The sequence below is a fragment of the Haloplanus sp. HW8-1 genome (assembly GCF_023703795.1).
GTDB lineage: Archaea > Halobacteriota > Halobacteria > Halobacteriales > Haloferacaceae > Haloplanus > Haloplanus pelagicus.
In genome coordinates this window covers 3,143,952-3,164,762 of sequence record NZ_CP098518.1, presented here as the reverse complement: position 1 = coordinate 3,164,762, position 20,811 = coordinate 3,143,952, and the positions used below count along the sequence as shown (strand labels likewise).

At 68.8% G+C, this 20,811-nt stretch carries 25 protein-coding genes; 19 read left to right on the top strand and 6 right to left on the bottom strand.

What is annotated here, in order from left to right; all coding sequences use genetic code 11:
• Positions 1-36: 36 nt before the first annotated feature.
• Positions 37-1,281: a peptide chain release factor aRF-1 gene (prf1, locus tag NBT82_RS16520; protein WP_251329195.1), complete on the bottom strand. Its 1,245-nt coding sequence runs from the start codon at positions 1,279-1,281 to the stop codon at positions 37-39.
• 141 nt (positions 1,282-1,422) lie between these two features.
• Between prf1 and NBT82_RS16515 the strand changes: the two genes are divergently transcribed.
• From NBT82_RS16515 to NBT82_RS16495, 6 genes are all read left to right on the top strand, one after another.
• On the top strand, positions 1,423-1,665 hold the full coding sequence (locus NBT82_RS16515; RefSeq protein ID WP_251329194.1) for a hypothetical protein: 243 nt from the start codon (positions 1,423-1,425) through the stop codon (positions 1,663-1,665).
• A gap of 56 nt (positions 1,666-1,721) precedes the next feature.
• On the top strand, positions 1,722-2,759 hold the full coding sequence (locus tag NBT82_RS16510) for a P-loop NTPase (RefSeq protein ID WP_251329193.1): 1,038 nt from the start codon (positions 1,722-1,724) through the stop codon (positions 2,757-2,759).
• A 39-nt stretch (positions 2,760-2,798) separates the two neighbouring features.
• Entirely contained in the window at positions 2,799-2,927 is a 129-nt protein-coding gene (locus NBT82_RS20075) for a hypothetical protein (RefSeq protein WP_256476641.1), read from the top strand.
• Between the two features lie 171 nt (positions 2,928-3,098).
• A complete protein-coding gene (locus NBT82_RS16505; RefSeq protein WP_251329192.1) occupies positions 3,099-3,809 on the top strand; it encodes a DUF120 domain-containing protein in 711 nt (236 codons plus the stop codon).
• A gap of 2 nt (positions 3,810-3,811) precedes the next feature.
• A complete protein-coding gene (gene ribB / locus NBT82_RS16500) occupies positions 3,812-4,495 on the top strand; it encodes a 3,4-dihydroxy-2-butanone-4-phosphate synthase (RefSeq protein WP_251329191.1) in 684 nt (227 codons plus the stop codon).
• A gap of 454 nt (positions 4,496-4,949) precedes the next feature.
• Positions 4,950-5,897 carry a branched-chain amino acid transaminase gene (locus NBT82_RS16495; RefSeq protein WP_251329190.1) on the top strand — a complete coding sequence of 316 codons (948 nt, stop codon included), beginning with the start codon at positions 4,950-4,952 and terminating at the stop codon, positions 5,895-5,897.
• On the opposite strand, the gene NBT82_RS16490 is transcribed toward NBT82_RS16495, so the two are convergent.
• Positions 5,894-6,514 (bottom strand): DUF502 domain-containing protein, encoded by a 621-nt coding sequence (locus tag NBT82_RS16490; RefSeq protein ID WP_251329189.1) that lies wholly within the window; start codon positions 6,512-6,514, stop codon positions 5,894-5,896. The two genes, NBT82_RS16495 and NBT82_RS16490, sit on opposite strands and share 4 nt — an antisense overlap.
• A 91-nt stretch (positions 6,515-6,605) precedes the next feature.
• Here NBT82_RS16490 and NBT82_RS16485 point away from each other — a divergent pair, with 91 nt between their 5' ends.
• The 4 genes from NBT82_RS16485 (at position 6,606) to NBT82_RS16470 (ending at position 9,569) form a co-directional block, all read left to right on the top strand.
• Complete coding sequence (locus NBT82_RS16485) at positions 6,606-7,148, top strand: CDP-2,3-bis-(O-geranylgeranyl)-sn-glycerol synthase (protein ID WP_251329188.1); 543 nt, start codon at positions 6,606-6,608, stop codon at positions 7,146-7,148.
• A gap of 72 nt (positions 7,149-7,220) precedes the next feature.
• Entirely contained in the window at positions 7,221-7,748 is a 528-nt protein-coding gene (gene pyrE, locus NBT82_RS16480; RefSeq protein WP_251329187.1) for an orotate phosphoribosyltransferase, read from the top strand.
• Between the two features lie 87 nt (positions 7,749-7,835).
• Complete coding sequence (locus NBT82_RS16475; protein WP_251329186.1) at positions 7,836-9,236, top strand: NCS2 family permease; 1,401 nt, start codon at positions 7,836-7,838, stop codon at positions 9,234-9,236.
• Positions 9,237-9,296: 60 nt separating this feature from the next.
• Positions 9,297-9,569, top strand: coding sequence for a glutathione S-transferase N-terminal domain-containing protein (locus NBT82_RS16470; protein WP_251329185.1), 273 nt, complete (start codon positions 9,297-9,299; stop codon positions 9,567-9,569).
• A 205-nt stretch (positions 9,570-9,774) separates the two neighbouring features.
• On the opposite strand, the gene NBT82_RS16465 is transcribed toward NBT82_RS16470, so the two are convergent.
• On the bottom strand, positions 9,775-10,746 hold the full coding sequence (locus tag NBT82_RS16465; protein WP_251329184.1) for a transcriptional regulator: 972 nt from the start codon (positions 10,744-10,746) through the stop codon (positions 9,775-9,777).
• Positions 10,747-10,878: 132 nt separating this feature from the next.
• On the opposite strand from NBT82_RS16465, the gene NBT82_RS16460 reads away from it, so the two are divergent.
• The gene (locus NBT82_RS16460) at positions 10,879-12,147 is read left to right on the top strand and encodes a tRNA(Ile)(2)-agmatinylcytidine synthase (RefSeq protein WP_251329183.1); all 1,269 of its coding nucleotides are present in this window, start codon (positions 10,879-10,881) and stop codon (positions 12,145-12,147) included.
• 129 nt (positions 12,148-12,276) lie between these two features.
• On the top strand, positions 12,277-12,492 hold the full coding sequence (locus NBT82_RS16455; protein WP_251329182.1) for a DUF7511 domain-containing protein: 216 nt from the start codon (positions 12,277-12,279) through the stop codon (positions 12,490-12,492).
• Position 12,493: 1 nt separating this feature from the next.
• On the opposite strand, the gene NBT82_RS16450 is transcribed toward NBT82_RS16455, so the two are convergent.
• Both NBT82_RS16450 and NBT82_RS16445 read right to left on the bottom strand, forming a co-directional pair.
• The gene (locus NBT82_RS16450) at positions 12,494-13,570 is read right to left on the bottom strand and encodes a pyridoxal-phosphate dependent enzyme (protein WP_251329181.1); all 1,077 of its coding nucleotides are present in this window, start codon (positions 13,568-13,570) and stop codon (positions 12,494-12,496) included.
• Between the two features lies 1 nt (position 13,571).
• Positions 13,572-14,528, bottom strand: a complete 957-nt coding sequence (locus NBT82_RS16445; protein WP_251329180.1) for a succinylglutamate desuccinylase/aspartoacylase family protein — start codon at positions 14,526-14,528, stop codon at positions 13,572-13,574.
• 132 nt (positions 14,529-14,660) lie between these two features.
• Between NBT82_RS16445 and NBT82_RS16440 the strand changes: the two genes are divergently transcribed.
• The gene (locus NBT82_RS16440) at positions 14,661-14,951 is read left to right on the top strand and encodes a DUF7536 family protein (protein WP_251329179.1); all 291 of its coding nucleotides are present in this window, start codon (positions 14,661-14,663) and stop codon (positions 14,949-14,951) included.
• Here the strand turns inward: NBT82_RS16440 and NBT82_RS16435 are convergent.
• Entirely contained in the window at positions 14,948-16,144 is a 1,197-nt protein-coding gene (locus NBT82_RS16435; protein ID WP_251329178.1) for a potassium channel family protein, read from the bottom strand. The two genes, NBT82_RS16440 and NBT82_RS16435, sit on opposite strands and share 4 nt — an antisense overlap.
• A 106-nt stretch (positions 16,145-16,250) precedes the next feature.
• On the opposite strand from NBT82_RS16435, the gene NBT82_RS16430 reads away from it, so the two are divergent.
• From NBT82_RS16430 to NBT82_RS16405, 6 genes are all read left to right on the top strand, one after another.
• Positions 16,251-17,423 (top strand): MFS transporter, encoded by a 1,173-nt coding sequence (locus tag NBT82_RS16430; RefSeq protein ID WP_251329177.1) that lies wholly within the window; start codon positions 16,251-16,253, stop codon positions 17,421-17,423.
• Between the two features lie 103 nt (positions 17,424-17,526).
• Positions 17,527-18,027: a FlaD/FlaE family flagellar protein gene (locus tag NBT82_RS16425; RefSeq protein WP_251329176.1), complete on the top strand. Its 501-nt coding sequence runs from the start codon at positions 17,527-17,529 to the stop codon at positions 18,025-18,027.
• 49 nt (positions 18,028-18,076) lie between these two features.
• Positions 18,077-19,159, top strand: a complete 1,083-nt coding sequence (locus NBT82_RS16420; RefSeq protein WP_251329175.1) for an actin-like salactin — start codon at positions 18,077-18,079, stop codon at positions 19,157-19,159.
• A 39-nt stretch (positions 19,160-19,198) separates the two neighbouring features.
• Positions 19,199-19,423, top strand: coding sequence for a hypothetical protein (locus tag NBT82_RS16415; protein ID WP_251329174.1), 225 nt, complete (start codon positions 19,199-19,201; stop codon positions 19,421-19,423).
• A 45-nt stretch (positions 19,424-19,468) separates the two neighbouring features.
• Positions 19,469-19,807, top strand: a complete 339-nt coding sequence (pth2, locus tag NBT82_RS16410) for a peptidyl-tRNA hydrolase Pth2 (RefSeq protein ID WP_251329173.1) — start codon at positions 19,469-19,471, stop codon at positions 19,805-19,807.
• A 238-nt stretch (positions 19,808-20,045) separates the two neighbouring features.
• On the top strand, positions 20,046-20,750 hold the full coding sequence (locus NBT82_RS16405) for a high-affinity nickel-transporter protein (protein ID WP_251329172.1): 705 nt from the start codon (positions 20,046-20,048) through the stop codon (positions 20,748-20,750).
• Positions 20,751-20,811 lie beyond the last annotated feature (61 nt).

Below are 20,811 nucleotides of genomic sequence, written 5' to 3'. Positions count from 1 at the left end.
CGACTCGGGAGCCCAAAAAACGACGCGGTTACGCGGTTAGATGCCGGTGGAGTACCGAAGAATGCCGGCGATACCGCCGAACGCGTCGTAGAGCTGTTCACCCTTCTCGAAGTCCGTGCTGATGAACTTCGTCTCGGTGCCGCGCTGTTCGGCGATGGTCATCAGGTGTTCGATCACGTCCTCGCGCTCCTGAACCTCGGCCTCGCTCCCGTCCGCACACTCGTGATCGGGCGTCGAGTGTCGCCGGTCGATCACTTCGAACTCCTCCTGGCCGTCGCAGTCGAACACCACCACGTCCTTTCGGAGGTCCTCGCTGATGAGCAGACGGTCGACGGAGCCCATCACCAGGTTGCGACGGGTCTGTTCGAACCCGTAGGTGGCGAGGTCGCCGGTGTGGAGGTTCTCGAAGAACTCCTCCATCTGCTTTTTGTCCTTCATCACCTCCTGGTCGGCGAGGACGTCCTGTGCGGCGTCGACGAGGTCGTAGAGTCCCGACTCGTCGGTGTAGGACACGTCGAACTTGCCGACCACGTGGTCCTGGAGTTCGTGGTGGAGGTAGTCGCCGTCCAGAAATTCGTCTTTCGTCGGCGAAGGGCCGCCGACGAGGATGCCGTCGAGATCGTGGCGCTGGGGGACGAACAGGTCGTTGGCCATCTCCGCGACCTCCTGGTAGAAGTTGTCGATGGCCTCCAGGCGGAGACGGGCGAACCGCTGGGCCGACTGGCCACCCTTCCGCTGCTTGCCGGGAACGAGCGAGGAGGCGGACTTGACGGGTTCGACGCGCTTGCCTTTCAGCCACCCGACGTTCGCCTCGCGGCGATCGAGGACGATCAGGCCGAACAGCCCCTTATCCGAGAGCATCCCCTCCAGGGGTTCGGTGAGGAAGTCGGAGTCACAGTGGTACCGGAAAGACTGGATGGGATCTGGCGGGCTCTCCAGAACCTTCGTGACCATGTCGGTCTGGCCGCCGCCGGCGTCGACGGCGCCGCTGAAGATCACGATGCCGTTGTCCGGGGGGTAGGTGTCGTAGTAGCGGAGGCGGTCCTTGATGCTCGTCAGCGCGTCCTGAACGTTCGTCCGGGTCTGCTTGGACTTGATGTTGCTCGCCTCCGAATGCTCCTGGGTGACGTGGGCGACGACGTCGGATATCTGTTTGTCCGGCGGAATGTAGATAGTGACGAGTTGGGTGCCGGAGCCCTCGTACTCCTTGAGATCCTCGATGACCCTCCGGAACTCGTATTTCCGACGGTCATCGTCGGCGTCCTGCGTGTCGGTACTCATTGGTGTCCCTAGCCCGTCCCGCGGCTAAGTAACCTTTGACTGGGCAAAGACGGCCCGACGACCCCGCCTCGTGTTCGTGACTTCTTGTTTTAGCCCAGCCTAAAACAGAACGATTATGCCAGTTTAGGCTTGCCTAAAAACATGGTCGAAGACACCAGGCGACGCGACGGATCGGCGGAGCGGGGCTCACCGCGGGCGGCGTCACCCATGCGGGCCCGCGCGTGGACCGTCGCGTTCCGGTACCGTGATCCGACGGACTACGACATCCCCGAACTGCCGACGTGGACGGTCACGCGGCCCGCCGAGGGCGGTGTGGCGTTCGCCGGAGGCGACGGGGAAGAACCCTTCATCCGGGCCGAGCGACCGACGAAGGTGCGACGGTGAGCGGTCGGCCCGGGGAGTAGAGTTATATGCTCGTCGGCGGAGGTTTCTGACGACCTATGAGCCGGGTGTACGCGGTCGCCAGTGGAAAGGGTGGCGTCGGCAAGACCACCACGGTGGCCAACCTCGGGGCCGTCCTCGCGGAGGGGGGCCACGAGACGGTCGTCGTGGACGCCGATCTCGGGATGGGGAACCTGGCGGGCGTCCTCGGTGTCGACGTCGACGCGGGACCGACGGTCAACGACGTGCTCGCGGGGACGGCGACGGTGGACGCGGCCATCCGCGAGGGCCCGGTCGGCCTGTCGGTGCTCCCAGTGTCGGACGACCTCGACGATTTCGCGACCGGCGATCCGGGCGCGCTCTCGACGCTCCTCGACGACCTCGATACGGAGATCGTCCTCCTCGACACCTCGGCGGGACTGAGCCACGACAGCGTCGAGCCCCTCCGGGTGGTCGACGAAGTGGTACTGGTGTCGACGGCCGAACGGGGGGCGCTGGGCGATACGGCGAAGACCCGCGAGGTGGCCGACCGGTTTGGAACGCCCGTGTGGGGTGCCGTAGCGACGCGCGCGTCGGCCGGGAAGGGGGAAGGGCGTTCCCGGGGTGGTCGGTCACAAGGCGGTGACGCCGGCACCGTCGCCGACCGACTCGGTGTCACGGTCCGTGGAACGGTCCCCGACGATCCGGCGGTGTCCGCCGCCGCCGAGGCCGGCGAGCCGCTGGTCACTGCCGCCCCGAACGCCCCTGCAACCGACGCCTACCGTCGGCTCGCCGTCGAGTTGGTCGGGGACGACTCGCTCGGCCCGGCGGCGGCCGACGAACCCGCTTCCGGACCGACTGCCGACGCGGACGGGGTGGTCGTCGCCGACGCCGAGAAGATGGCCCGCGACGGGGAGACGGACGCCGCCGGGATCGACGAGGAAGCCGGAATCGCGGTGGGTGCGGAAGACTCGACGGACGACACCCCCGCGGCCGCGATGGACCGTGGCGACACGCCGAGCGACGACGATTCCGACGACGAGGAGGTGGTCACCGTCGAGAGCGAGGACGACGACGGGAGCGAGCGAACCGGATTCCTCCGCTGGCTCCTGGGCTGAACGGGAAGTTCTTTGAGGACGCCACGACGACGGTGGAGTATGCAAGAGTCGAACGCGGTTCCGCTCTGGTGGGTACTGCTGTTTCTGTTGCTCGCGCTCGGTATCGGTGCGTTCGCAGTGTCGGCGGTCGGCGGGTCGCTGATCGCCGGCACCGTTCCGTTGGTGTGACGCGGGGAGCGGGGCGGCCGAGTCACCCGTCGGGGGGCGATTCACCGACGCGTTTAGGCCGCCACGGTCGCTACCTTCGGTCGACCAAGACGTGACGTGGAGCAATCATCACGTTTTCGTTATGCTTCTCATATTCGATATGCTTATACGCGACGAGCGACAAACCGGGGTATGGCAGAGAGCGTAGCGGCGTCGTCGGTGAGCCACGACGAACTCGCCGCGCTGAAGCGAATCGGACTCGACGGCGGGCTGTCGGGACGGACGAAGGTCTCCTGTTCCGGCCTGGCCGACCGACTCGACACGTCGGCCCAGACCGCCTCACGGCGGCTTCAGCGACTGGACGACGCCGGCCTCCTGGATCGCGAGGTGCTTGCCGACGGACAGTTCGTCGCCCTCACCGACGCGGGGACGGCCGCGCTTCGGGGAGAGTACGCCGACTATCGGCGCCTGTTCGAGGACGACACGGCGCTATCGCTCGACGGCACCATCACGAGCGGCATGGGCGAGGGCCGTCACTACATCTCGCTGTCCGGATACATGACGCAGTTCCGCGACCGACTCGGCTACGAGCCGTTCCCCGGCACGCTCAACCTCGAACTGACCGAAGAGAGCGTCCGGACCCGCGGCGAGATGGACACACTGGAGCGTGGCGTGACGCCGATCGACGGCTGGGAGGACGAAGAGCGGACCTTCGGCCCGGCGACGTGCTACGCGGCCCGGGTCGAGACCGACGACGCGTCGTACGACGGAGCTCACGTCATCGTTCCCGATCGAACCCACCACGACGCCACCCAGCTCGAACTCATCGCCCCGGACAAACTCCGCGACGAACTGGCCCTCGCCGACGGTGACGCTCTGACGGTCCACCTGGGGGAGGAGTAACGATGCGTGGTCGCGGGGAGTCGACGAGCGCCGGCACGGAGGCACTCGACCGCGCCGTCGCCGCCTTCCGTGCGGGGGAGCCGGTGTTGGTCCACGACGCGGACGACCGCGAAGGGGAGACGGACCTGCTCTATCCGGCGAGCGCGGTGACGCCGGCGGCGGTGAGTCGTCTCCGCAACGACGGTGGCGGCCTCGTCTTCGTCGCCCTCACTGCCGTCGTCGCCGATCGATTCGCCCTCCCCTTCCTCCACGAGGAACTCGACCATCCGGCGAACGATCACACCGACCTCGACTACGATACCCGGCCCTCGTTCTCGCTGACCGTCAACCACCGCGACAGTTTCACCGGCGTGACCGACGACGACCGGGCGCGGACCATCCGCCGCCTGGGCGAGGCGAGCGACGACGACGGCTACGACGTCGAGGCCTTCGCCGAGGAGTTCCGGACGCCGGGTCACGTCCACCTCCTGCGAGCGGCGCCCGGCCTCCTGACCGAGCGTCTCGGGCACACGGAACTGGGGCTGGCGCTGGCCCGGGAGGCCGGCGTCGCCCCCGCCGTCGCCGGCTGTGAGATGCTCGACGACGAGACCGGCGAGGCGCTCTCGACGGCCGACGCGCTGGCCTACGCCCGCCGGCACGACCTGCCGTTCGTCGAGGGAGCGGCGCTGGTCGACGAACTAACCTGACCGGCGTCGGCGACCCGGAAGCGGTCGCGTTTCGTCCCGGCGATCCGAAACCGGTCGCGTCGAATCCGTCGGGGGTCGACCCCACACGGGTCCGTCCGGAACGCGAGGCAGAGATCCGAGCAGCGTTCCGCGAGCGGGGGGTTCAACCCCACAAGCGACCATTTGAAACCCTGACCGAATCGCCGGTCTCACGCAGGCGACGATCCCGTTCGTCTTTCGCTCTTTCCGTGGACCGGCAACGGTCCACACGCTACGGAGAGTCGACGGAGCCGCGGGGTTCCCGTGGTCGAGCGAGGGGGACCGGCACTACGGTCGGATCGAACCCCACGGCCCGCACGGAAACTGTTAAGAGCGGATTGGGCCAAATGACACCAACTCATGCTGTTCGATACGACGACTTCTCGCGACGCGACTCGGACGGGAAGCACCCACCGGCGTCCGGAGGGTGCGTGAGATGGGCTTCGAAGAGATGCGCGAGGCGGGCGACGTCGACACCGTCTGGATGGACGGCGAGTTCGTCGACTGGGACGACGCCGAGGTTCACGTCCTCACACACGGCCTCCACTACGGGACGGGCATCTTCGAGGGCGTCCGCTGTTACGATACGGCCGAGGGGCCGGCCATCTTCCGCTGGGAGGAGCATCTGGACCGCTTCTACCAGTCGGGGAAGCCCTACAACTTGGAGATTCCCTTCGAGCGGGAGGAACTGACCGAGGCGACCACGGAACTCATCCGCCGACAGGAACTCCCCTCCTGTTACATCCGGCCGGTCGCCTACTACGGCTACGATATGCTCGGATTGAGTCCCGAGACCTGCCCCGAGAAGGTGGCCATCGCGGTCTGGCCGTGGGGTGCGTATCTCGGCGAGGACGCCCTCGAGGAGGGCGTCGAAGTGACCGTCTCCTCGTGGCGGAAGTACGCCTCCTCGCAGATCCCGACCAACGCCAAGACGACGGGACCGTACGTCAACAGCGTGCTGGCGAGTCTGGAGGCCAAACGCGAGGGGTACACCGAGGCGCTCCTGCTCAACGAGGAGGGGAACGTCGCCGAGGGGCCGGGCGAGAACCTGTTTCTCGTCCGCGACGACGAAATCTACACACCCGGCCTCGCCGAGGGTATCCTCGACGGCATCACCCGGGACACCGTCATCACACTCGCGCGCGAGCAGGGGTACACCGTCCACGACGACGCGACGATCAGCCGCGGCGAACTCAACACCGCCGACGAACTGTTCTTCTCGGGCACCGCGGCGGAGGTCACGCCGATCCGCAAGGTGGACAACGTCGTCGTCGGCGAGGGTACCCGCGGACCGGTGACGACCGACATCCAGCAAGCCTTCTTCGACCTGGTGGAGCGGCGGACGGACGCCCACGCCGACTGGTTCACGTACGTCGACGTTTAGTCGATCCCGTCCCTCTCCGTCGTCGTCTCCGCGCCCGCGTCCTCGACGGCGATGTCGATGCCCTGTGCGTGTTCGTCCTCGGCGAACCCGGCACTGAGGATGCGCGTCAGTGCTTCCTCGACGCTCTCACCGGTCTCCTCGATGCGGTCGGAATCGACCTCGATGACGAATCCGGTGGTGATGTTGGGAGCGGTGGGCATGAACAGCACCACCTTTCCGTCGGCGGTGGTCTTCCCCGTCTTGAACGCGGTCATGTTGATCCCGGGCCAGGTTTCCAGCCGGACCGGTTTCTGGAGATCCTCGGTGCCAGTGAGTGCCGTCTCGACGGCGAGTTTCGAGGCGTTGTACAGTACCCGAATGAGGGGGACGCGGTTCATCGCGCTGTCGAGGCCGCGTTCGACCAGGCGGCCGGCCGTCGTCCGCATCAGGTAACCGATCGACAGCACCAGCATGACGAACACCACGACGGCGACCGGGACGCCGTAATGCGGGGGCAGCGTTCGGACGACGGGAAGTTCCGCAACCTTGGAGTACAGCCAGTTGAGGACGAACAGGATGACGAGGATCGGGACGAGCACCACCAGCCCGCTGGCCACGTCGCGTCTCCACGAAGACATTACCGGATGGTGGACGGGAGGGACCTTCAGCGTGTCCACCCGTCGACGCGAACCGCCGGGGCTTTTCATCCATCGCCCACCAACGGAAGGTATGGTCGTCTCGCTCGTGGCCGGCGCGCTCTGGGCGATGCTGCCGGCGTACGTTCCGAACAACGCCGCCGTCCTCGCCGGGGGCGGCCACCCCATCGACGGCGGGCGGACCGTCGACGGGCGTCGCCTCCTGGGCGACGGCAAGACCTGGCGCGGCACGGCCGTCGGGACGGTTGCGGGCGTCGCCCTCGCGATGGCGCTCAACGCCGTCCGGACGGGCGCCGCCGGGGCACTCGGCGCCGACCTCCCGGTCTTCTCGCTCCGGGCGGCCCTCGGCCTGGCTCTCGGCGCGATGCTCGGCGACATCGGCGCCTCCTTCCTGAAGCGCCGCCTCGGACGAGAGCGCGGCGCCGCCGTCCCCGGCCTCGACCAACTCGATTTCGTGGTCGGGGCGCTCCTCCTCGCGGCCGTCCTCGCGCCGACGTGGACGCTCGCGACGTTCTCGCCCGCGCGGCTGGCGGTGATCGCTCTCGCCACGCCACTGCTCCACGTCACCACGAACGCCGGGGCGTATCTCCTGGGGCTGAAATCCGAACCGTGGTAACCCGTCACTGACACCGGCGGTTTGCGTGGCGAATCGCCCCGTTTATGTCGGTTCGCGGCCCCCACGGTGCTAATGACGAATCAGGACCTCGTGGCGGCGCTCCGCGACGCGGAGGCCGTGCGGTTCGGCGAGTTCGAACTCTCCCACGGTGGGACGAGCGACTACTACGTGGACAAATACCTCTTCGAGACCGATCCCGAATGTCTTCGGCTCATCGCCGCGGCGTTCGCCGAACGAATCGACGAGGTGGAGACGAAACTCGCTGGCGTCGCCCTGGGGGCGGTACCACTGGTGGCGGTGACGAGCGCCGAGACCGACCGCCCCTACGTCATCGCCCGCAAGCAGGCCAAGGAGTACGGCACGGGCAACCGCATCGAGGGTCGACTGGACGAGGGCGAACGGGTCGTCGTCCTCGAGGACATCGCCACGACGGGCAACAGCGCCCTCGATGCCGTCGAGGCGCTCCGCGAGGCGGGCGCCGTCGTCGACCGCGTACTGGTGGTCGTCGACCGCGAAGAGGGCGCCCGGGAACTGCTCGCCGACCACGGCATCGAACTCGACGCCCTGCTGACCGCGACCGACCTGCTGGCCGACGAGTGAGGGGGACCGTCATCGACGTTCGTTCGTATTTCGGGGCCGTCGCATGCCAACCGTTAAGTCCCACATTGCGGATACGCTCACCCGTGCATGGCGCTGAGTGACTCGCTGGCGAACTACTTCGGTTTCGAAGAGCACGGGACGGACCTCCGGACGGAGGTACTCGCGGGGCTGACCACGTTCCTCACGATGTCCTACATCGTCGTGGTGAACCCGAGCATCCTCGCCGGAATCCCCGGGGAGAAACCCGGGATCACGGTCCCGGGATACAGTCTGCCGGAAGTCCAGTCGATGCTCGCGGTGGTGACCATCATCGCGGCGGCGACGGCGACGCTGATCATGGCGCTGTACGCGAACCGCCCGTTCGGGCAGGCACCGGGACTCGGGCTGAACGCCTTTTTCGCGTTCACCGTCGTCGGGGCGCTGGGGATCCCCTGGCAGACGGCACTCGCGGCCGTCGTCGTCGAGGGCATCATCTTCATCGCCCTCACGGCCGCCGGCGCCCGAGAGTACGTCATCCGGGCGTTCCCCGAACCGGTCAAGTTCGCGGTCGGCACGGGGATCGGCCTGTTCCTGGCCATCATCGGGTTACAGGCGATGGGTATCGTCGTCGACGACCCCGCGACGCTCGTCCAGTTGGGGGCGGTCGCCTCCGATCCGGTGGCCATCGTCTCCGTCGTCGGCCTGTTCCTGACGTTCGCGCTCTACGCCCGCGGGGTCAGGGGCTCGATCGTCATCGGCATCGTCGCCACCTCGCTACTGGGGTGGGGCGTCGCCAACGCTGGGATCGTCGGAAGCGAGGCCGCGAATGCCCTCGTCGCGGGTGGGCCGAGCGCGACCTACGACATCACGCCGCTGGCCGGGGCCTTCGTTACCGGGGTGGCCGACATCGAGGCGTTCACCTTCGCGCTGGTCGTCTTCACCTTCTTTTTCGTCGACTTCTTCGACACCGCGGGGACGCTCACTGGCGTCGCCCAGATCGCGGGCTTTCTCGACGAGGACGGCAACCTTCCCGGCATCGACAGGCCGCTGATGGCCGACGCTGTCGGCACCACCGTCGGCGGGATGCTCGGCACGTCGACGGTGACGACGTACATCGAGTCGGCCTCGGGCGTCGAGGAGGGCGGACGAACGGGGATGACCGCCCTCGTGGTCGCCCTGCTCTTTCTCGCGTCGCTCGCGGTCGTACCGCTGGCGGCCGCCATCCCGCTCTATGCCTCTCACATCGCCCTCGTCGTCATCGGCGTTGTGATGCTCGGTAACGTCGTCGACATCGCGTGGGACGACCTCTCCTACGCGATTCCGGCGGGCATGACCATCCTGGTCATGCCGCTGACGTACTCCATTGCGACGGGCATCGCGGCCGGCATCGTCACCTACCCCATCGTGAAGGCCGCGCGCGGCGAGTGGGACGACATCCGTCCCGGTCACTGGGCGCTCGCGGGCGCGTTCGTTCTCTACTACGTCGTGCGGACGAACACCCTCGCGTAGGGGCGGCGGCGGCACACACGGCCGCCGCCCTCAAGAGGACGGAGCGAGTACGAGATACCGATGCCATCGCTGGAACTCTACGAACTGCCCGGCTGTCCCTACTGTGCGAAAGTCACGACGAAACTCGACGAACTCGGCCTGGAGTACGTCTCCCACGAGGTGCCACGCGCACACGCCGAGCGAACCGAAGTCGAGGAGGTGAGCGGACAGACCGGCGTCCCGGTGCTGGTCGACCCCGACCACGGCGTCGAGGGGATGTCCGAGAGCGACGACATCGTCGCCTACCTGGAGAAGACCTACGGCGCCAAAGCCGAGAACTATAGTAGCGATTGAAAGTCATCACACAGCCGATCGCAGTACCGCGTCCGATCGGCTGAGCAACCAGTTTCAATCGCTACTATAGCTCGCTCCGCGACCACGGACGCCCCGACGTTCCCGGCGGTGTCGACCGGCGGCGCGCCGACGGCGAGCCGAACGTCCGTCTCGTCGGTGTGATCGATCAGAGTGCGGACCGCCTCCGACGCGACGCGGTCGGGGACTAACTCTCTGCCGGCGCCCGGGCGCGTTCGAGAATGAGATCCCGGAGGTCGTCGGCGTCCCGGAGGGCGGCGAGTTCCTCCTGGCTCACCAGCGCCGTTCCCTCGACGGCGTCGCGCTTCTCGCGTTCCTCGGTGACGTAGATCGAACGGGTCCGGGTCACCTCGCCGAGCGAGGACATGATCCGGGCACGCTTCTCCGCGCTCCGGGTGAACGCGGAGTGGCCCGTCAGCAGGTTCTCGATCTCGTGGTCGCCGTCCTCGCTGACGGCGGTGAAGGGCGCGCGGTTCGTGGGATGGACGGTGAAGCCGACGCGGGCGAGGACGGCGAGGACGTGGTCCCCGTCCGGGTCGAGGGCGGGGTCCTCGGGGGTCGGATCGGCCTCCCGCACGCCCTCGGCGCCGTCCATCACGTCCACCGGGTCGCTGAACGGCTGGTCGAACAGCTCTTCGAGTTGAATGGCCACCTCGATGCTGGCGTTCATGCCGTCCTCGTACTTCGAGACGGTGCGCCGCGAGACACCGAGTTCGGTCGCCAACCGTCCGAGGCTCCAGCCGCGCTCCTCCCGTTCGTCCGAGAGCAGGTCGCCGTCGATGTTGACATAGAGGCCACCGGGCGCCGCGTAGATGAGCGGCGGGACGTTCTCGACGAACAGATCGAAGGCGGTATCCGGGTTGATCGCAGGAATGCCGTGTCGGAAGTACACCACCTCCGGTTTTAGCTCCTCGTCGCGGGTTCGTAGGCCGATGACCAGCGGCGTCGCCGAGAGATACGACCCGAGCCGCCGCATCTCGGTGCCGGTCTCGGCGTCGAGACCGTCGACGTTGGCGAGGATCTTCACCAAGAGCAGGTCGTCGCCGCGCCGCGCCGCCAGGTCGAAGCTCTTGGGACGAATCGAACACCGGTCGCTCACCACGAATCCCGCGTCTTGGAGCATCGCAGTGATGTTTCCGACCAGTGCTGACCGTGACATACCGAAAAGTAAGCGCTCCGCGACATATATAAGTTGTGTCGGCGATCCGGCCGACGTCCGGCGATTGGGTGTCGGATGGCCGACCCGTTCGGACGCGAAACGGCTTTCAACGGTCCTCGGCGTAGCGCACCCGTGACGCTCGTGGGCCTCGACGACACCGACTCCCGGGAACGGGGAATGTGCACGACCTACGTGGCGACACGGATCGCCGCGGCCGTGGCGGCCGCCGGCGGCCGAGTCACCGAGCGACGGCTGGTCCGTCTCAACCCGGCCGTCGAGTGGAAGACCCGGGGCAACGCGGCGCTCTGCCTCGAAACGGACCTCGCACGCGACAGAGCCCTCGACCTCGCAGCCGCCGAAATCGAGGCGCTCGCGGCGGTCGAGGATCCGCGGACGAGCCCCGGTCTGGTCGTCGCGGCGGGACCGGCCAACGCCGTCCCCGACCCGGTCGCGGACTTCGCCCGTCGGGCGCTCCGGGAGCGAATCGACCCTGCGGACGCCCGAGACCTGATCGGCGAACTCGGCTACCGTCACCGTGGCTGGGACGGCGGCCGGGGGGTGGTCGGTGCGCTGGCGGCCGTGGGCGCCGGCCGCGCCTTCGCGGACTGGACTTACGAGCACATCGTCTACCGGGAACTGGATCGCTGTGGGACGCCACGGCAGGTGGATCGCGAGTCGGTGTTCGACGCCGCCCGGGCGGCCTACCCCGACGTCTGGGACACGGTCGATCGGATCGAGGACGAACCCGTCTGCGTGCCGTCGGCACCCGGGCCCATCCTCTACGGCATCCGGGGCGACGACGCCGAGACCGTCCGGGCCGTGGCGGCGGACATCGAGAGCGAACCGGTCGAGCGCGAGGCGACGTTCCTGACCAACCAGGGAACCGACGCCCACCTGCGGCCGGGACGCGTCGGGGCGGTCGCGGACGGGCGGGCCTACCGGGTCGAGGGCGTCGTCGACGACGGCCCCGAAACCCGGACGGGCGGCCACGTCCACCTGACGATCCGTGACGGTGACGACCGACTCCCCTGCGTGGCGTTCGAACCCACCAAGCGGTTCCGGGATCGGGTGCGTGAGCTTCGTCCCGGCGACCGCGTCACGGTCTGTGGCGAGGTGGGACGCGGCACGCTCAAACTCGAGAAGTTCGCTCTCCGGGAGCCGGTGACGATCGAGCGTGTCGTCCCGACGTGTCCGGACTGCGAGCGGTCGATGGAGAGCGCCGGCCGGGACCAGGGCTACCGGTGTCGGGACTGCGGGACGGCCGCATCCGACCGAGTGACGCGGGCCCTCGACCGTCAACTCGACCGAGGCTGGTACGAGGTCCCGCCGTGTGCTCGCCGGCACGTCGCCAAACCCCTGATCCGGGGCGGGTTCGACGCCCCCGTCCACCCCGAGCGCTGACCGTACCCCGCGCTCACCGGCGGTTCAATGAGCCGTTACCGCCCCGGTAAGCAGTGAATGGCGAAGGGGAATGGGCATGACCGTCGGTGTGATGTGTACGCAAGACACACCTCGCCGGAGTGACCCGTCGTGAGTTCGATCCACGAGGACGACCGACCCGCGACGGTGGACAGCCCCGCGCTCGACCGGTGGCCGACGTTCACGCTCGATCACACCGTCGAGGCCGTCGGCTGCGACGGCAGTCAGTGTACGATCTACCCGTCGGAGGTCCCCGAGGACCGACGACTCACGGCGTGGATCAAGGCGACCGACGACGCCTTCGTCGCCATCGACGAGATCCGGTGAGTCACTTCGCACGGCCGGTGAGGGGAACGACCACGTCCGCGTCGGCGTCTACGGCGTCCCGGTCACGATAGGCGCGGAGTCCGGCCGGGGCGACGGCGGCGGTCGGTTCGACGCCGAGCCCCGCCTCCAGCAGGTCGTCCAGGGCCGCCCGGACTGCGGCGGCCGAGACCGCGATGGCGTCCCCGTCCGTCGCATCGAGAGCGGCCTCGATGGCCCCGCGCCGGACCGGTTCGCGGATCTGGATGCCGTCCGCGAGGTCGTTCGTTCCCCCGTCCTCGGAGGCGTCCTGCCGGTCGTCGGCAACGGGGGCGTAGCCGGCCGCCTGCACCGCCAGGAGACGTGGGAGTTCGTCGACCCACCCCGCCTCGACGAGCGCGCGGAACCCGCGGTAGGCGCCGAGCAGGAGCGTGCCGTGACCCAGCGGGACGACGACGACGTCGGGGGCCGACCAGTCCCGCTGAGCGGCCAGTTCGATCCCGAAGGTGGCGGTGCCGGCGAAGAAGGCGGGGTTCCAGGCGTGGCTGGCGTACCATCCCTCGTCTGCCTCGATGGCCCGCCGACACGCGTCGGCGACCGCCTCGCGGTCGCCCTCGACCGCCATCGCCCGCGCGCCCGTCGCCTCGATGGCTCGCCGTTTCGCCGGCGTGACCGACGCAGGGACGTAGACGTCGGCGTCGAGGCCCGCGTTGGCGGCGTAGGCCGCGATGGCCGCGCCGGCATTGCCCGAGGAGTCCTCGATCACCCGGTCGACGCCCAGTTCGACCGCCCGGGAGATCACCGTCGCGGCGCCCCGATCCTTGAAACTCCCCGTCGGCGAGACGTACTCCAGTTTGAACGCCGCGTCCCACGCGGAGGCGTCGACGAGCGGGGTGAATCCCTCGCCGAGCGTAACGCCCGCCGTGACGGGCAGGAAACCGTCGAACGCCCACAGGCCGCGCCGGGAGTCGAACGTCTCGAAGGGGGGTGCCGACCCGTCGGGACGGGGCGGCGACGCGAACTCCAGGGGGGCGCCGCAGGGACACCGCCAGCGGTCGGCGTAGGTGCGGTCACACGCCGGACAGACGAGGCCCGCGGGCATGTCAGTAGCTGTCGACGTTCTTCCCGACCGAACAGACGTACTCGCCGGTGGCGACCTGCGGGAGGCGGCGACTGCGCCAGAAGATACCGTCGTTGTCGGCGGTGATCCGGGCCTTGAGCCCGCCGAAGGGGTCGGTTACCTCGAACAGCGTCTCGTCGGCGGTCACGCGGTCCCCGAGGTCGTGATGGAAGCGGACGAGGCCGCCGACCGGGGAGCCGTACTGGTCGAACCCCTTGGCCCGCGTCTGGGCCTCGACGGCGACCTCGCCGTCGAGGAAGTCGTAGCCACGGAGCACGTTGAACACGCCCTCGACGCCCGTGGCGATGCTGTCCTCGTCCCAGCCGACGGCACCGCCGAGTTCGGGATCGATCGCGGGCACGCCGTCCGAGGGGGCGACGCGGGCCAACTGGCCGTCCGGTCCCTTCTGGTCGAGGACGTAGCCACAGCCGAACGTCTTCGCGAGGTCGAGACACTGGGAGTGGAGCTGGTGACGACGTCCACACCGTACCCGCACCTCGTCGATCATTCGGCTCGTCGACCCTTGGTGGAGATCGAGGATCAGGTCGGCCTCCCGGGCGATGTCGTAGGTGGCGGCGGCGATACGCTCGCTCGACGTGCCGTTTTCGTCGCCCGGATACGCCCGGTTCATCTTCGTATCGTCGATGGGGTTGCGGTGTTCGGCCACCTGGAAGGCGTGGTAGTTGACGATGCCGACGACGATCACCGTCCCCGCGAGTTCGTCGGGGTCGAGCTGCGGGACGACGCGTTGGACCACGCCAACGCCGTTGAGTTCGTCGCCGTCGCTGGCCGCCTGAACGTAGAGCGTCGGGCCGTCGCGGGCACCCTCGACGACGGCGACGGGGAGGCCGAACGGACTGCCGTCGCGCGTCTCGCCGACCTCGAGACGGCCGGTGTCGGCCGTCCCGGGTGACGCGTCCGCGCTTCCCACCGAAGTCATTGTCCGACACAGGGACTCGTCCCCTTTGAGCGATTCGGTCCCGCCCGATGGCGGTCGGACGACGGCGGTCGGAGCGGCCGCCACGCGCCGGGAGGTCGATGGGGCTTTGATCTTGGAGCCCCGACGACGACCGTGAGCGACGACCGACCGGATCGACCGCCTGCGGCGGGACTCGTCGAGGCGCTACGAGTGCGGCGGAACGCGACCGTCGGACTCGGCGTCGGCACCGCCCTCGCGCTCCTCGTCTACCTCGTCCGCACGTTCGAGTTGCTCGGCCCGAACGCCGGGACCCAGCGGTACCCCGTCATCGGCCCCGAGGGCTGGTTTCTCGTCCTCGGGGTCGTCCTCGCGTCGGCGACGGCGCTGCTGGTGACGGCGGCGCTGACGGCGGCGACCGCCGTCCGCGTCTCGCGCCGCCTCTAGGCGAAGTCGTCGCCCGCGAGTTCCGAGAGTCGGGCGGCCCCGGCGCGTGTCCCCTTCGCGATCAACACGTCGTCGGGGTGGACCGTCGTCTCGGGACCGGGTGAGATCACCCAGTCGCCGTCCCCGCGGCGGACGGCGATGACGCGCATTCCCGTCTCGGTCTTCACCTCGAGAGCACCGAGCGAGGCGTCGGCAAGCGGGGTCTCGGCGGTCACGGCCACCCGCACGATCACCTCGTCGGACTCCTCGACGGCGGCGGCGACGACGGGATGGGTGTCCAGTCCCCGGAGGACGCCCTCGCTGATCTCCAGTGCTGCGTCGCTGATGACCTCCGTCGCGCTCGCGAGGTGGACGAGTCCCCGGAGCGTGATGGGGTCTTCCACCCGCCCGGCGGCGCGCAACACCCACGCCTCGAACCGTGATTTCAGAGCGTCGACCTCCGCTTCGAGTTCGACCACCTCCGCGGCGACCCCCTCGCTGTCGAAGAGGACGGAGCCGTAGGCCAGATCCACCGCGAGTTCGCTCATGTTCTTCATGAGGACGATGGAGTCGACGGCACGATCCAGGTCGTCGATGGTCGAATCGACCGGGGCGGGCGGGTCGTAGGCGTCGCCCGTGACCGTCTCGTACACCCCCGACAGCGCCGTCTCGGTGCCCCGGAGGAGCGCCACGTCCGCGGCCTCGAAGGTGGTGTCGCGGTCCGGGTTGACGATCCACTCGCCCGCCCGGCGGAGGGCGATCACCCGGACGCCGGTCTCCGTTTCGAGGTTCAGGCCGCCGAGCGAGGCGCCGACGTACGTCGAGTCGGAAGCTACCTCGGCACGGATCACCGTCTCCATGGCCGCCGGGATGGCCGTCCGCATCGCCTCGGGGACGCCGATATCCTCCAACACCACTTTGGCGATGTCGCCCGCGGCGTCGCTGATCTTCTCGGCGGCGCCGACGACGCCGAGGACCGGCGCCAACTTCTCGGCGTCCTCGGGGTTGCGTGCGGCCATCAGGAGGCTCATCCGCGCCTGCAACTGCAACACGTCCATCCGCTCTTCGAGTTCCAGCACCTCCGCCGCCACCTCGTCGCTCCCGTGGAGGACCGCCGAGTACGCCAGGTCGATGAGGAGTTCGGCTGTGTCCTTCATCTCGACGAGGACGGCCTTCACGCTGACCGGTTCGTACTCGACGTCCCCGGGATCCATACCCGGACCAATGTCGCCGGGGCGGTAAAAAGCCACCCGGCAGGGAGCGGTCGAGACGTCGACGCCGAACACAAGAACGAAGCGGGTCGGGACTGATCGACCGACGATGGACCGAACCGGCGGCTGGGATCTCCTCGGTGTCACGACCGCTGCCTTCTTCGTGACGATGGTAGCACGGCTGGCGCCCAGCCCGCTCGTCCCCGGCATCATCGACGCCTTCGGCGTCACGACCGGGACGGTCGGCGTCGCCCTCTCGGGGATGTGGGCGGCCTACGCCCTGTTTCAGTTCCCGGGCGGCGTCATCGCCGATCGGATCGGGGAGCGGCGCGTGATCCTCCTCGCGATGGCGGGCATCGCCGCGGCGAGTCTCGCACTGGCGAGCGCCCCCACCTTCGCCGTCTTCGCCGTCGCGGCCGTCGCCCTCGGCGGGGCCGCCGGCCTGTATTTCACCGCCGGCACGTCGTTTCTCACCGCCCAGTTCGACGACACCGGGCGGGCGCTCGGGATCCACGAAATCGGCGCGTCGTCGGCGGGGCTGATCGCCCCCGTCGCGAGCGCGGCCGCGGCCACGCGGTTCGGCTGGCGGGCGGGAGTGTTGGTCCCCGCCGTCGTCGCGCCGGTCGTCCTCGTCCTGTTCGCGTGGCGCGTCCCGAGGACGCCGCCGAGCGGCGACGGGGCCGTCGTCGACAGGACGACCCCTCGGCGACTTATCGGCCTCCTCACCCGACCGAGCATCGCGTTCACGACCGCGCTTGCCATGGTCGCCTTCTTCACCTGGCAGTCGTTCGCCTCGTTTTTCCCGACCTTTCTCCGTGCCCACGTGGGCCTCGCGACCGGGCGTGCGAGCCTCGTGTTCGGCGCCGTGTTCGCGCTCACCCTCGTTACCGCCCCCGTCCTCGGATGGCTGTCGGATACGACCGGGCGGGATCCGGCGCTCGGGGCGTCCTTTCTCGCCGGTGTCGCCGGCTACGCCTGCTTCCTGTTCGGCGACGGCGGGCCCGTCGCCGTCGTCGCGGGAACGGGGCTCGTCGCGCTGGGGCTCTCGTGGCCGGGCGTCGTCAACTCCCGGTTCATGGACCACCTCGCGGCCGACGAGCGCGGGACGGGGTTCGGCCTCGTGCGGACCGTCCTGTTGCTCGTCAGTTCGCTCGGCAGCGGCGTGACGGGGACGGTCGCCGAGGAAGTGGGCTGGTTCGCGGCGTACGGACTGATCGCCGGGCTCCTGGCGCTCCTCGTCGTCGTGTTGCTCCTGACCCGGACGCTCGGCGTCGACGCCTGACGTCGCGCTCACCCGCCCCAGCGACGCCCGAACAGGACCGTCGGACGGACGGCAGACGGTCGGGAAGGTTTAATTTCTGGGCGTCCCTATTTCCCGGCGTTCGATGGCCATCGACCCGCGAAACTACGACCTCGACGAACTCCGGACGGCCAGCGACGCGTCGCCGCTCGGCGATGCCGGGTGGCCGGACGACGACGCGGCGGAGGAACGCGACGACGAACCGACGGCCGACGAGTCGGACCGTCCGGCAGCCGACGCCGCGTTCGAAGAGTCGGTAACTCGCGATCTGGTCGCGATGGACCACCGGGACGGGCCGATGGAACGTCCCTACCTCCCCGCACTGCCGGCGTCGCTGACCGCCGAGGCGCTGATCTTCGAGTGGCTGGAGTTCCTCGTGTTGCAGGCGGGCCGCGAGTCGGTGGCCGACGCGCTGGCGTTCTACGAGTCCGTCGGCTGGCTGGGAGCGGACGCCGCGGAGGCGCTCGGCGCCTACCTCGCGGGCATCGACGACGCGCGGGCGAACGACGCGAACCGCCTTGACGCCGACGACCACCGGGTCAGCCTCCACTACGTCGCTCGACTGGCCTCGCTCGCCGGGCGCTGACCGATTCCGGGAGTGCTTATTTATCACCCCCGCGTGTAGCGGCGGCCGTATGAGTGACTCCGACGAGAACGAGGCCGAAGAGCCGGTTGAAGACGGTGGCAGCGACGAACCGACGCCCATCGGGGTGAAACTCGGGAGCACCCGGACGGTCATCGCCATCCCTGACGGCGACGGACTGCGCACGGTCAAGACGCTCACGTGCCTCGCGACCTACGAGGACGTCATCACGGGCGAGGAGCGGGTGCTCTACGGCGAGGAGGCGGCGACGGAGTACCCCGACCGCGTGCAGTACACCCTCCGGTCGGGACTCCCCGAGGACGAATCCGGCGCGGACCTGACGGCGACGTTCTTCGAGGAGGTCATCGCGGCGAACGACGTGCCGACGGACAGCGCGGTGGTGTACGCCATCCCGACCATCGACAACGAGCGGGGGCTCGAGAACCTCCAGTCGGTCATCGAGGGAAGCGCCATCGGCAAGGCGCTGATCCGGAGCTACCCGGAATCGCTCTGCGGGTCGGTGCCCGCCCTCGGCGACGACCTAGAGGCCGTCGAGGACATCTTCGTCACGGTCAATCTGGGCTCGACGAACCTCGAAGCGTCCGCCTACCGTCGCGGCGAACAACTCGTCCCCTTCACGACGGGCGCGGTCACCGGCAACGAGGTGGACCGCATGGTCGCCAACTACGTCGAGGAAGAGACCCAGGGACGGGTCAACATCGACAACACGACCGCCCGCGAGTACAAGGAAGACCACGCCGACTTCGTGGACTTCGAGCCGTTCACGGACGTGATCCAGCAACCCGGTGGCGGCTCCCACGAGTTCACCATCGAACGCAGCGTCATGGACGCCGTCGACGAGTACGTCGACGAGGCCGTCGAGGAGGTGGCCAACGCCTTCCTCCCCGAACTGGCGAACGACCACATCAAAGTCTACCAGTTGGCGCTCGATCGGCCCATCGTTCTGACGGGCGGGATGGCCTGCATCCCCGGCATCGTCGAGGAGTTCGAGGAACGCCTGAGCGAGGAACTCCAGCGGGACGTCGAGGCGGTTGCGCCCGACGAGCCGGCGGAGTCCGCGGCGGTCGGCGCCCAGCGCATCGCGAAACGACTGGTCGACGCCGGGGCGTACTAGAGCGAAAATTCTTTTCGACCTCTTGCCGGGACTACGGCCATGACCGCCGCCCTCCAGCGGACCGTCCGTCGCGTCGGTGCCCTCCTACTCCTGCAACTCGGCGCCATCTCCGCGCAGCTGTACGGAATCGCCCCCGGTGGCGCCGGGAGCATCGCGACGTTCGTCACGATCCCGCTGTTCGTCGGGGCGTTCCTGTACCTGCTGGGAAGCGTCGTTCGGGGCGTCGGGCGCGTCCGTGACCCACCCGAGTCCGTCCGGGACTGACGTCGGACCGACGACGCTTTGACCCGCCCGCGTGGACGGAGGGACATGAAACAGGCCATCGTCGCACGGACCGACGTCGGGATGGGCCAGGGGAAACTCGCCGCGCAGGTCGCCCACGCCGCGCTGTCGGCCTACGAGGACGCCGACGAGCGGACGAAACGCGCGTGGAAAGGGGAGGGGCAGAAGAAGGTCGTCCTGAAGGGGAGTGGCGAGTCACAGCTGTTCGAACTGGCCGACGCCGCCGAGCGGGCGGGACTGCCGAACGCCATCGTCCGCGACGCGGGCCACACGCAACTGGAGCCGGGAACCGTGACGGCGCTGGCGGTGGGGCCGGGCGACGACGACGAGGTGGACCGCGTGACCGGCGAACTATCGCTGTACTGAGTTATCGTAGCCGTTGTAAGTCATCGCACACCGGATCGCACGCAGTCTAGCGATCAGGTGTGCAAACAGTTCCAAACGCTACGATAGCCGACCGACGCGCGGGTCTCGACCGCCCGGCGCTCGGTCGCGTCCTCGCTCACCGGATAGCGGTAGGTCTGGGTGTGTCTTCGGGGCGCCGGCGGACACGAGGGTCGACCGAGCACACAACGGCTAAGTGTGGCGTGGGCAAGTGGCCGGTATGTCGCTGATCGCCGCGGCTGTCGCCGGGGGGGCCCTCGGCGCTCACCACGCGCTCGAAACGGATCACCTCGCCGCCATCGCGACGTTGATCGACGGCGAGGAGCCACACACCCCGGAGAAGGGCGAGGGGTCACGCACCTCGGACAGCGAGGGCGTATCGCGCCCCGGCCTCGTCGGGGCTTCCTGGGGGATCGGTCACACCGTCCCCATCGCCGCGCTCGGCGTCACCCTGCTCGTGTTCGGGCTTCGCCTCCCCGAGTCGGTGGTCGGGCTCTTCGAAGCGACCGTCGGGGTCGCCCTGGTCTACCTCGGCGGGCGGATGCTCGCCGGCGTGGTCGGCCTCCGGGAGCACGCCCACGGCACGCATCCACTCCACAGCCACGTCGACGTGGGAACTCTGTCGATCGGCGGCGGGCACGTCCACGTCCACGGCGACTCCGCGATCGTGGGCGCACTCCACGGCGTCGCGGGGAGCGGCGCGCTCGTAGTCGCCCTCGTCTCGACGGCGCCCGACCTCCCGACCGCGGCGTCCTTCCTCGCGGCCTTCGGTCTCGCGTCGGTGCTGACGATGGCGACGGTCTCGGCGCTGTGGCGGCGGACGCTCGACACCAGCATCGAGCGGGCGCTTCGGACGTTCGCGGGCGTCCTCGGCGTCGGCGTCGGCCTCCTGCTGGTGGTCGAGTGGGTCGGTCTCGTCGGCTAGCGTAGCGTTCGTAACTGTCTACACAGCCGATCGCACGCAGTCATGCGATGAGCTGTGTGCT